Annotated in this window: 8 protein-coding genes and 1 pseudogene; 3 read left to right on the forward strand and 6 right to left on the reverse strand. The window is 72.6% G+C overall.

Annotation, left to right across the window (positions count from 1 at the left end):
* Nucleotides 1-56: 56 nt before the first annotated feature.
* From G5C65_RS21090 to G5C65_RS21105, 4 genes are read right to left on the reverse strand one after another with little or no spacing between them, the layout of a single operon-like run.
* Nucleotides 57-2,486: a beta-xylosidase/alpha-l-arabinosidase gene (locus tag G5C65_RS21090; RefSeq protein WP_165300456.1), complete on the reverse strand. Its 2,430-nt coding sequence runs from the start codon at nt 2,484-2,486 to the stop codon at nt 57-59.
* 22 nt (nt 2,487-2,508) lie between these two features.
* The gene (locus tag G5C65_RS21095) at nt 2,509-3,471 is read right to left on the reverse strand and encodes a carbohydrate ABC transporter permease (RefSeq protein ID WP_420903341.1); all 963 of its coding nucleotides are present in this window, start codon (nt 3,469-3,471) and stop codon (nt 2,509-2,511) included.
* Complete coding sequence (locus G5C65_RS21100) at nt 3,468-4,361, reverse strand: carbohydrate ABC transporter permease (protein ID WP_165300457.1); 894 nt, start codon at nt 4,359-4,361, stop codon at nt 3,468-3,470. The genes G5C65_RS21095 and G5C65_RS21100 overlap by 4 nt, the downstream gene beginning before the upstream one ends.
* Nucleotides 4,362-5,696 carry an ABC transporter substrate-binding protein gene (locus G5C65_RS21105; protein ID WP_165300458.1) on the reverse strand — a complete coding sequence of 445 codons (1,335 nt, stop codon included), beginning with the start codon at nt 5,694-5,696 and terminating at the stop codon, nt 4,362-4,364.
* Between the two features lie 245 nt (nt 5,697-5,941).
* Between G5C65_RS21105 and G5C65_RS21110 the strand changes: the two are divergent.
* Nucleotides 5,942-6,922, forward strand: a pseudogene (locus G5C65_RS21110) (glycoside hydrolase family 10 protein); the annotation flags it as partial.
* Between the two features lie 247 nt (nt 6,923-7,169).
* Nucleotides 7,170-8,945: a lactate permease LctP family transporter gene (locus G5C65_RS21115; RefSeq protein WP_165300459.1), complete on the forward strand. Its 1,776-nt coding sequence runs from the start codon at nt 7,170-7,172 to the stop codon at nt 8,943-8,945.
* Nucleotides 8,946-8,994: 49 nt separating this feature from the next.
* Here the strand turns inward: G5C65_RS21115 and G5C65_RS21120 are convergent, their stop codons facing one another.
* A complete protein-coding gene (locus G5C65_RS21120) occupies nt 8,995-10,026 on the reverse strand; it encodes a LacI family DNA-binding transcriptional regulator (RefSeq protein ID WP_165300460.1) in 1,032 nt (343 codons plus the stop codon).
* Between the two features lie 77 nt (nt 10,027-10,103).
* Complete coding sequence (gene map, locus G5C65_RS21125) at nt 10,104-10,961, reverse strand: type I methionyl aminopeptidase (RefSeq protein ID WP_165300461.1); 858 nt, start codon at nt 10,959-10,961, stop codon at nt 10,104-10,106.
* A gap of 55 nt (nt 10,962-11,016) precedes the next feature.
* On the opposite strand from map, the gene G5C65_RS21130 reads away from it, so the two are divergent.
* Complete coding sequence (locus tag G5C65_RS21130; protein ID WP_165300462.1) at nt 11,017-11,229, forward strand: hypothetical protein; 213 nt, start codon at nt 11,017-11,019, stop codon at nt 11,227-11,229.
* The last annotated feature ends 2 nt before the right edge of the window (nt 11,230-11,231 follow it).

Here is an 11,231-nt window from a genome sequence, read left to right on the forward strand (position 1 = left end):
CCTTGATCCTGCTACTTAGGCTTACCTAAGTCAACAGTTTGCCGACAGGTTGTCGGTTACTTTGCGCGCTCCCGGACGCCGACCGCCACCGGGCACTCCATCCGCCGCTCGTGCCCCACCACCCGCTCCGGCCCCGTGAGGGTCAGCGGAATCCGGTGCCGGACCCCGCTGTCCGCACTGGACGCGGCCAGCCGCAGCTCCAGCGCGCCGGGCTCCACGACGCGCCGCCCCGGCTCCACGGTGTACGCGGCGAGGTCGGCGTGGAAGCCGAAGCTCACCTCGGCGGCCTCGCCGGGCCCCAGCGGGACCCGCGCATAGCCGATCAGCCGGGCGACGGGCCGCGCGCACCTGGCCACCGGGTCGTGCAGATAGAGCTGCACCACCTCGGTACCGCGGAGGTGACCGGTGTTGCGCACGGTGACCCGCAGGGTGGTTCCGCCGTCGGTGGGGATCCCGGCGTCGTCGCACCGCGCGTCCTCCCAGGCCCAGCCGGTGTAGGAGAGGCCGTGCCCGAAGGGGTACAGCGGCGTGGGATCGAGCGAGCTGGCCCCGTTCGCCTGGCCGAGCGGCGGGGCGAGATAGGTCCACGGCTGGCCGCCCGGCTCCCGGGGGACGCTCACCGGCAGCCGCCCGGACGGGTTCACCCGGCCGGACAGCACCCCGGCCAGCGCCGTACCGCCCTCCTCGCCGGGGAAGAACGCCTGTACGACGGCGGCGAGCCGGTCCGCCCACCGGCCCAGCGCGTACGGGCGCCCGGTGAGCAGGACGAGCACCACCGGCGTACCGGCGGCGGAGGCGGAGTCCAGCAGCGCGTCGAGCAGCTCGCCCTGCCCGTCCGGGAGCTCCAGGTCCGCCGCGTCGCACCCCTCGCCGGAGGTGCCGCGGCCGAACAGTCCCGCGCGGTCGCCGAGCACCGCCACACACAGGTCGGAGCCCGCCACCAGGTCCGGGGCCGCGGGCCCGTCGGCGCGGGTGACGACCGCGTCCGGCAGCTCGGCGCGCAGCGCCTCCAGCGGCGTGCGGACCGTGACGCCCAGCGGCACCCCGGGGTGCTCCACGCCGACGTGCCGGGGGAAGCTGTAGCAGCCGAGCAGCGCCGCCGGGTCGTCGGCGAGCGGCCCGACGACGGTGATACGCGCTCGGGGCGCGAGCGGCAGGGCGCCGGAGGGGTTGGCGAGCAGGACGACGGACTCCTCGGCCAGCTCCCGGGCGAGCGCGCGCAGGGCGGGCGGGTCGAGGTCGGGCCGCCCGGCGTCGGGAGCGGACGCCGGGGCGTCCTGGGGAGCCGGGGCGTCCGGGGGAGCCGGAGCGCGCTGCGCACCGTCCAGCAGCCCCAGTTCGCACTTCTGGCGCAGCACGCGCCGCGCGGCCCGGTCCACCAGCGCCTCCGGCACCTCCCCCGAGCTCACCGCCTTCAGCAGCGGAGCGCCGTAGCAGTGCACCGCGGGCAGCTCGACGTCGACGCCGGCGGCGAGCGCGAGCGCCGCCGCCTCGGCCGGGGAGCCCGCCACCCGGTGGGTGTGCTCCAGGAAGGACACGCCGAAGTAGTCCGAGACGACGGTGCCCGTGAAGCCCCACTCCTCGCGCAGCAGCGCGGTCAGCAGCCGCTGGTCGGCGGCCGCCGGCACCCCGTCCACGTCGTTGTACGCGTGCATCACGGAGCGGGCGCCGCCGTCCCTGACGGCCATCTCGAAGGGGGGCAGCAGCACATCCGCCAGCTCCCGGGGGCCGACGGAGACCGGCGCGTGGTTCCGGGCGCCGCGCGAGGCCCCGTAGCCCGCGAGGTGTTTGAGCGTCGCGACGACCCCCGTCGACTCCAGCCCGCGCACATAGGCCGCGCCCACGGTCGCCGTCAGATACGGGTCCTCGCCCAGCGTCTCCTCCGTACGGCCCCAGCGCGGATCGCGCAGCACGTCCAGCACCGGCGCGAGGCCCTGGTGCACCCCGACGGAGCGCAGCGAGCCGCCGATCGCGGCGGCCATCCGCCGCACCAGCCCGGGGTCGAAGGACGCGCCCCAGGCCAGCGGTGTGGGGAAGACCGTGGCGCCCCAGGCCGTGAACCCGGTCAGGCACTCCTCGTGGGCGAGCGCGGGGATGCCGAAGCGGTTGGCCCCGGCGATCCGGGACTGGTCGCGGGCCAGCGCGGCGGCGCCCGCCGCGGGGTCCACGGGCGCCGTGCCGAACGGACGCGTCAGATGCCCCGGGCCGTGCGGGAGCAGCGCCTCGGGCCCGGCGGCGTCCCCGCCGTCCCCGGCCGCTCCGGCCGCTCCGGCGTCCCCGGCGCTCCCCGCGTCCCCGGCGTCCGCCGCGCCCTGGGCGCCCGTCATCTCGTGCTGCATCGGGGCGACGTCGGCGCCCGTGGCCGTCGAGCCGGGCCATACGCCGGCGAGCTGGGCGAGCTTCTCCTCCAGGGTCATCCGGGAGACCAGGTCCGCTGCGCGCCGTTCGGCGGGCAGCCCGGTGTCCTGCCAGGGTTCGAGAGCCATGGAGCTCCTTCTCATGAGGTGTTCAGCGGCCGCCGACGCCCATCAGGCCGTTGATCAGCTGGCGGCGGGCGAAGAGGTAGACGGTGAAGAGGGGGATGATCGAGAGCAGCACGGCGGCGAGCAGCGCGGGCACGTCCACCCGGAACTGCCCGACGTAGTCGTAGAGCCCGAGCGTCAGCACCCGGTTGCCCTCGGACTGGGTGAGGATCAGGGGGAAGAGGAAGCCGTTCCACGCCTGCAGCGAGGCGTAGACGCCGACGGTGGAGATCCCCGCGCGGGAGAGCGGCAACACGAGCTGGAGCAGGATCCGCACCGGCCCCGCGCCGTCCAGCGCCATCGACTCGTACAGCTCCTCGTCGATGTCGCGCAGCGCGCCGACCAGGATCAGCACGCACACCGGCAGCGTGAACGCGGTGGTCGGCAGGATGACGCCGAACAGGGTGTCGTAGAGCCGCAGCTTGGTGATGATGAGGTAGACGGGGATGATCACGGCCTGCGCGGGGATGGCGAGGCCCAGCAGGAACAGCCCGAACACCCGCTGCGAGCTCCGGCTGCGGGTGCGCACGACCGGGTAGGCGACGGTGACGGACAGGGCGACCGCGAGCGCCGCCGAGGCGAGGGTGACGAGCGCGGTGTTCCCCAGGTAGACGAAGAAGTCGCTCTCCAGGACCCTCCGGTAGTTGTCCAGGGTGAACTCGGACGGCAGGGACAGCGGCCCCCGGTCGAAGTACGCGTCGCGCCCCTGGACGGTGGCCGTGACGAGCACGTACAGCGGCAGCGCGACGACGACCAGCCAGACCAGCGAGCCCAGCCCGGCCAGGTAGTTGGGCCGCCGGGCTGCGCTCCCCGGGCGGCGCGCCGGGGAACCCGCGCGCCCCGTGCGCCGGGGCCGGCGGCCCGGGGTGCCGCTCCCCGCCGCAGGGAGGAGTTTTCGGGACGGCGGGGAGCGGTGTCCGGGGGGTGGCGGATGCTGCACGCCGGTCACATGCCCTCCCTGGTGCTGCGCATGGAGCTGAAGCCGGTGAGCCGTACGACCAGCACCGAGACGGCGGTCGCGGCGAGGACCAGGGAGACGGCGATGGCGCTGCCGTAGCCCATCTCGTAGCTCTGGAAGCCCGTTTCGTACATCAGATAGGGAAGGATCGTGGTGTCCGTCCCGGGGCCGCCCTGGGTGAGGATCAGCACGGTGTCAAAGAACGTCAGCGCGCCGACGACCATCAGGACGGTGGAGGTGACCACGGTGTTGCGCAGCTGCGGCAGGGTGATGCTGAAGAACTGCCGTACGCGGCCCGCGCCGTCGATGGCCGCCGCGTCGTAGAGCGACCGCGGGATCTGCCGCGCGCCGGCCTGGTAGAGCAGCGTGTGGAACGGGATGAACTGCCAGGCCGCCACGAACACCACGGCGCCGAACGCGCCCCGCCCGGTGCCCAGCACCTCGCCGCTCTCGAAGCCCAGCCAGTCGCCGAGGTCGGCCAGCATGCCGAAGTTCGGGTCGAGCAGCGACTTCCACAGCAGCGCGAGCGCCACCGACGAGGCCAGCAGCGGCAGGAAGAACACGGCGGAGAGCAGCGCGCGGTTGCGCTGGCGGCCCGCGGCCCACACGCCCAGCAGCAGCGCGGCCGGGGTCTGCACCAGCCAGGTCAGCGCGGTCAGCAGCAGGCTCAGCCCGACGGCCTGCCGCATGGTGCCGCTGTGCCACAGCCGGGACCAGTTGTCGCCGCCCGACCAAGTCGGGGAGCCCAGCCCTTCCCAGTCGGTGAAGGAGAGCCCGGCCACCAGCGCCATGGGCGCCACGGCGAACAGCCCGAAGAACAGCAGCCCCGGGAGCGCCCAGACGAGCCGGGGCCGGCCGGCGGCGTGTGCGGTACCCGCCATCTAGAGCCCCTTGAGCGTGGCGACGAACTTCTCCGGGCCGATCTGCCCGTTGAACAGCTTCTCGATGGCGGTGAGCATCGGCGTGCCCTGCTTGGCGGGCAGCGCCTGGTTCCAGGAGACGGTGAAGTACGGCGCCTTGTCGACGAGGTCGTACTGGAAGCGCGCGTACGCGGGGTTGTCGTGCTCGCTCAGCAGGGAGCGGGCGTGCGCGGTGGGGGGTACGTCCCCGTTGTCGATGAGGGCCCGCGAGTACTCCTTCTCCGCGGCGAGCTTGACGAACTCGACGGCCGCCGCCTCCCGCTTCCCGCCCTGCTCGCCGTCGGCCACCTTGGCGTTGACCGACCAGTAGTTGGTGGGGTTGCCGACGACGTTCGCCGGGTCGCCCCTGCCGCCGGGGAGGTCGGGGAAGCGGACCCAGCCGAGCCCGTCCTTCGCGAAGTCGGGCTGCTGCGCCTTCTGGTTGGCGTACTCCCAGCTGCCCATCAGATGCATCGCGGCCCGGCCCTTGGCGAGCAGGGTGGGCGCCGCGTCGTTGGTGTACTGCACCGACTTGTACTTCTTGCCGAACGCCCCCCGGCGCACCAGGTCCTCGACCGCTTGGGCGGCCTTGAGGACGGCCGGGTGGCCCCAGGCGGACATGTCGCCGTTCTGCACCTTGTAGAAGATCTCGTGGCCGCCGTACCGGTCCAGCAGGTACTCCAGCCACATCTGGTCGGTCCAGGGCTCGGCGCCGCCGAGCGCGTACGGGATCACGTCCCGCTTCTTGAAGGTGTCGACCAGGTCCAGCATGTCGTTCCAGGAGCGGGGCGGTTCGGCGCCGGCCTCGCGGAAGACGTCCTTGTTGTAGAACAGGAGCACGGGCTGCACGCTGCGCATCGGCACCCCGTAGTACTTCCTGTCGACCGTTCCGGCTTCGAGGATCGAGGGGATGAACGCGTCCTTGAAGCGGGAGTCCTCCCGCAGATACGGCGTCAGGTCCAGCACCATGTCCTTGCGGACGAAGTCCTGGATGCTGCCGCCGCCCCAGTTGAAGAAGATGTCGGGAGCGTTGCCGGTGCCCATCGAGGTGCGGAGCTTGTTCTCGTAGCCGTCCCCGGGCACCCGGGTGAGCTTCGCCTTGATGTCGGAGGACTTGTTGAACCGCTTGACGGCCTCCTCCTGGACCACGGTTGAGGGGTCTTCGTAGACCCAGACGTCGAGGGTGCCGCCGCCCCCGCCCGCGCGGTCGGAACCGTCGCTGCCGCACGCGGCGGCCAGCGGTGTACCGAACAGCGCGGCGGTGCCGGCCACGAAGGAGCGGCGGGGGAGCGTACGGCGTGCCGGTGTGGAGCGCATCGCATACCTTCCGGAAGAATTCCGAAAATTATCGGCCGTGCTGTCCGGCGAACGTAGGGATGCCATCCGGACTTGTCAACGCCTTCGACAGAAAGCGCAGTTGAGCGGTGATCCGGTCCGGCGCGGCCGGGACGAGTCGGTGCGCACCCCCTTGCGAGTTCCGGTAGTTCTGGTTTTCTTTCCGGAAGGGAGGGGTGTGATGGACCGCACGTTCCGCTGACACTCAAGGAGGAAGCGTGAGACGCATGTTGCGCATGGCGGGCACCCTGCTGGCCGCCGGAGCCGTCGCCCTCGCCACCGGGTCCCCGGCGGCGGGCGCCGGGGACACCCTCGGGACCGCCGCGGCCGAGAAGGGCCGCTACTTCGGCGCCGCCGTTGCCGGCCACCACCTCGGCGAGGCCGACTACACCGGCACGCTGAACCGGGAGTTCAACAGCGCCACGGCGGAGAACGAGATGAAGTGGGAGACCATCGAGCCCTCCCGCGGCCAGTTCGACTACGGCCCCGGCGACCGGATCGTCGACCACGCGCGCGGCCAGGGCATGGACGTACGCGGACACACCCTGGTCTGGCACTCCCAGCTGCCCGGCTGGGTGAACGGCCTCGGCGGGAACGACCTGCGCTCGGCCATGAACCACCACATCACCCAGATCATGCAGAACTACACGGGCCGGGTCTCCCACTGGGACGTGGTCAACGAGGCGTTCCAGGACGGCGGCAGCGGCGCCCGCCGCGACTCGGTCTTCCAGCAGCGCCTCGGCGACGGCTACATCGAGGAGGCGTTCCGCACGGCGCGGGCCGCCGACCCGGACGCCACCCTCTGCTACAACGACTACAACACCGACGGCGTCAACGCGAAGAGCGACGCCGTCTACCGGATGGTGGCCGACTTCAAGCAGCGCGGCGTCCCCATCGACCGCGTCGGCTTCCAGTCGCACTTCAACAGCCAGTCACCGGTCCCGTCCGACTACCGCGCCAACCTCCAGCGCTTCGCCGACCTCGGCGTCGAAGTCCAGATCACCGAGCTGGACATCGAGGGCTCCGGGGACGCGCAGGCGAACAACTACCGCACGGTCGTGGACACCTGCCTGGCCGTCGACGCCTGCACCGGGATCACCGTGTGGGGCGTGACCGACAAGTACTCGTGGCGGTCCCAGGGCACCCCGCTGCTGTTCGACGACAACTACCAGAAGAAGCCCGCCTACCACGCGACACTGGCCGCGCTCAACTCCTGACCGGGGGGAAGTGAGGGGGAGCCGCGAGGGCGGACGCGGCGCGGGCGCACACGTGCGGGTGGCGGGGCACCGGTGAGGCCGGTGCCCCGCCCCACCTCGCTCGGTGCCCCACCTCGCTCGGCGGCTGCGGGCCGAGCAGGTCAAGGGGTCCGACGTATTGATCGTGACACGCCAAACGGCCGATGCTGCGCTCATCAGCAGGAGACCAGCGCCGTACGGCGGTAGGGAGCGTGGCACGGTGGACAACCTCGCGGTGCTCAGCCTGTTGGCCCTGGCGCCGATCCTCGTCGTCGGTGTGCTGCTCGTCGGGCTGCGCTGGCCCGCCCGGTACGCCATGCCGCTGGGCTATCTGCTCGTCGTACTGATCGCGGTGACGGCATGGGGCGTGGGCTTCGCGGAGGTCGCCGCGTCCACCGTCCAGGGACTGCTGATCGCCCTCACCCTGCTCTACATCGTCTTCGGCGCGCTGCTGCTGCTCGCGACCCTGGACGTCAGCGGCGCGCTGCGCGCCATCCGCTCCGGCTTCACGGCGATCAGCCCGGACCGGCGGGTGCAGGCCGTCATCGTCGGCTGGCTCTTCGGCAGCTTCATCGAGGGCGCATCGGGCTTCGGCACCCCCGCCGCGGTCGCCGCGCCGCTGCTGCTCGCGCTGGGCTTCCCCGCGATGGCGGCCGTCATGGTCGGCCTCGTCATCCAGAGCACCCCCGTCAGCTTCGGCGCGGCCGGAACGCCGATGCTGGTCGGCGTGCACGACGGGCTGGCCGGCTCGCCCGAGGTGGAGGAGCGGCTGGCGGCCGACGGGACGACGCTCGGCGCGTACGTCGAACGCATCGCGGTGGACGTCGCCCTGCTGCACGCGGTCGTCGGCACCCTCGTCCCGCTGTTCCTGGTGTGCATGCTCACCGGCTTCTTCGGCCGGGAGCGCCGCTTCCGGGACGGCCTGGCCGTCGCCCCGTTCGCCCTCTTCGCCGCCTGCGCGATGACCGCGCCGTATCTGCTCGTGGCCCGCTTCCTCGGCCCGGAGTTCCCCGCGCTGCTGGGCGGGCTGACCGGTCTCGTGATCGTCGTCCTCGCCACCCGGCGCGGCTTTCTGCAGCCCGCCGAGCCCTGGGACTTCCCTCCGCGCGAGCGCTGGCTCCCCGAGTGGATGGGGCGTGTCGCCCCCGACCTGCGGCCCGCCGGACCCGACGACATGAAGGTGACGCGCGCCTGGGTCCCGTACGTCCTGGTGGCCGCGCTGCTGGTGCTGACCCGGCTGCCGCAACTCCCCCTCAAGGACGCCCTGAACGACGTCGGCATCGAGTGGCACGGCATCTTCGGCACCGGCGTCACGCAGACCGTCGAGCCCCTCTATCTGCCCGGCACCGTCCTGCTCACCGCCGTCGGCCTGACCTACCTCCTCTACCGGATGCCGCGCGAGAGGATCGTCGCCACCTGGCGGGTGGCCGGCCGCCAGATCGCGCTGGCGGGGGTGGCCCTGCTCTTCGCCGTGCCGCTGGTCCGCGTCTTCATCAACTCCGGCGGCGACTTCAACGCCACCGGCAGGGCCAGCATGCCGCTCACCCTCGCCGAGGGCGCCTCCGAGATCGCGGGCCAGGCGTGGCCGCTGTTCGCGCCGTGGATCGGGGCCCTCGGCGCGTTCGTCGGCGGCAGCAACACCGTCAGCAACCTGATGTTCGGCCTCTTCCAGCACTCGACGGCCGAGAAGACGGACGGCATCCCCCGGGTGGTGGTCGCGGCCCAGGCCGTCGGCGGGGCCGCGGGCAACATGATCACGGTGCACAACGTGGTCGCCGCCTGCGCCACGGTGGGGCTCGTGGACCGGGAGGGCCTGCTCATCCGCAAGACGGTCTTCCCGATGCTGTACTACTGCCTGGCGGCGGGATCGCTGGCCTACGTCCTCATCCACGGCCTCGGCGCGAACGCGGGCACGCTCGGGCTGGCGTGCGTCCTGGCAGCGCTCGCCGCCACGGCGGCCTGGATACGGCGGAGGCCCGCGCACAGCGTGAACTGAGGGGCCGGGGCCGAGTCCGGGGCCGGGGCCGCGGGGCCCGGCCCCCGCCTCATGCCCGCCCGCCTCGCGGCGGGCCCGTGCTCGCCCGCAGCATCAGCTCCGTCGCCAGCTCGACGCGCGGGCTGTCGTTCTCCTCGCCCCGCGCCTCCCGCAGCACCATCCGCGCCGCCACCTTCCCCATGTCCGACAGCGGCTGCCGCACGGTGGTGAGGGGCGGCGCCGACCACCGCACCTCCGGCAGGTCGTCGAAGCCCACCACGCTCACGTCCTCCGGCACCCTCAGACCCCGCCGGCGCAGCGCCTCGATCGCACCCAGCGCCATCTGGTCACTGGAGGCGAACACCGCGGTGGGCGGCTCGGGCAGCTCCATCAGCCGCCCGCCGCCGTGGAACCCGGACTCGTGGTAGAAGTCGCCCGGCACCGACAGCTCCGGCAGGACGGGGGCGCCCGCCGCCTCCAGCGCGGCGCGGTAGCCGTCCAGCCGGGCCCGGCTGCACAGCAGCCGCGGCGGCCCCTCGATAAAGCCGATGCGGCGGTGGCCCAGCGACAGCAGATGCTCCGTCGCGGCCCGGCCGCCCGCCCAGTTGGTGGCTCCGACCGTCGGCGCGTCCAGCGCGGGGGAGCCCGCCGGGTCCACCACGACGGTGGGTACGCCCAGCCGCCCCAGCTCCTCGTGCAGCACCGGCTCCAGGACGGAGGTCACCAGGATCACCCCGTCCGAGGCGCGGGCCCGCAGGTTGCGCATCCACTGCCGGGCCGAGCCCGCGCGGTCGTGGATGGCGGAGACCACCGTGCCCACGCCGTCGGCGTGCGCGACCTCCTCGACGCCCCGGATGATCTCCACGGCCCACGGGCTGTCGAGGTCGTTGAAGACCAGGTCGAGCAGCGCCGCACGGGCGCCGCGCTGGGTCGCGGTGCGGCGCCGGTAGCCGTACTGCCGCAGCAGCCCCTCGACCTTCGCCCGGGTGCCCGGGGCGACGTCCGTGCGCCCGTTCACCACGCGGGAGACGGTGGGCACGGACACCCCGGCCTCTCGCGCGATGGCCGTGATGGTGACCTTGCGCCCGCGGTTCGCTGCCATCGGCATTCCCTTCCGGAAGACTACAGCCTTCTTCCGGAAACCCTGGCGGATGGAACCGCTCCCGCGCTAGGGGCGGCCTAGGGCCGGGTGAGAATCTCGGCGCCCGAGTCCGTCACCACCAGGGTGTGTTCGAACTGCGCGGTGCGCTTGCGGTCCTTGGTGACGACCGTCCAGCCGTCCTCCCACATGTCCCACTCGTGCGTGCCCAGCGTCAGCATCGGCTCGATGGTGAAGGTCATCCCCGGCTTGATCACGGTCGTGGCGCGCGGGTCGTCGTAGTGCGGGACGATCAGGCCGGAGTGGAACGCGGTGTTGATCCCGTGCCCGGTGAAGTCCCGGACCACGCCGTAGCCGAAGCGCTTCGCGTACGACTCGATCACCCGGCCGATGATGTTGATCTGGCGGCCCGGCCTGACGGCCTTGATCGCCCGGTTGAGCGCCTCGCGGGTGCGCTCGACCAGCAGCCGCGACGCCTCGTCCACGTCGCCGACCAGGTAGGTGGCGTTGTTGTCGCCGTGCACGCCGCCGATGAACGCCGTCACGTCGAGGTTCACGATGTCGCCGTCGCGCAGCACCGTGGAGTCCGGGATGCCGTGGCAGATGACCTCGTTGACGGAGGTGCACAGGGACTTCGGGAAGCCGCGGTAGCCGAGCGTCGACGGATACGCACCGTGCTCGACCATATACGCGTGCGCCACGTCGTCCAGCTGGTCCGTGGTGACGCCCGGGGCGATGTGCTTCGCCGCCTCCTCCAGCGCCCGCGCGGCGATCCGGCCCGCGGTCCGCATCCGCTCCAGGGTCTCGGCGTCCTGCGCCTCGGGCCCCTCGTACGGGGCGGGCGCGGGCTTGTCGACGTACTCGGGGCGGGGGATCGACGCGGGTACCGAGCGGCGCGGGGAGACCGTGCCGGGGACGAGAAGAGACTGGCCAGACATGTCTGCGAGTCTACGGTGCGCTGCGTGCCGCCGCCGGGTGCGGGAGCATGGGGCCATGGTGCTCTTCAGGCGGAAGCGGCGGCTCATCGGCAAGCCCGGTGACTTCTTCTACAACGTGGAGACCGGCGAGGTCGAGGAGGGCCCGCAGTCGCCGGGGAAGAACCGGATGGGCCCGTACGCGACGCGGGAGGAGGCGGAGCGGGCGCTGGCCACCGCGAGCGAGCGGACCTCCGAGTGGGAGAGCGACCCGAAGTGGCGCAACCCCTGACC

The sequence above is a fragment of the Streptomyces boncukensis genome (assembly GCF_011045075.1).
GTDB lineage: Bacteria > Actinomycetota > Actinomycetes > Streptomycetales > Streptomycetaceae > Streptomyces > Streptomyces boncukensis.

Excerpts from the sequence above, each read along its gene's own strand:
- G5C65_RS21120 (WP_165300460.1), bottom strand. The coding sequence starts at position 10,026 with ATGGCAGCGAACCGCGGGCGCAAGGTCACCATCACGGCCATCGCGCGA.
- map (WP_165300461.1), bottom strand. The coding sequence starts at position 10,961 with ATGTCTGGCCAGTCTCTTCTCGTCCCCGGCACGGTCTCCCCGCGCCGC.
- G5C65_RS21105 (WP_165300458.1), bottom strand. The coding sequence starts at position 5,696 with ATGCGCTCCACACCGGCACGCCGTACGCTCCCCCGCCGCTCCTTCGTG.
- G5C65_RS21100 (WP_165300457.1), bottom strand. The coding sequence starts at position 4,361 with ATGGCGGGTACCGCACACGCCGCCGGCCGGCCCCGGCTCGTCTGGGCG.
- G5C65_RS21090 (WP_165300456.1), bottom strand. The coding sequence starts at position 2,486 with ATGGCTCTCGAACCCTGGCAGGACACCGGGCTGCCCGCCGAACGGCGC.
- G5C65_RS21130 (WP_165300462.1), top strand. The coding sequence starts at position 11,017 with ATGGTGCTCTTCAGGCGGAAGCGGCGGCTCATCGGCAAGCCCGGTGAC.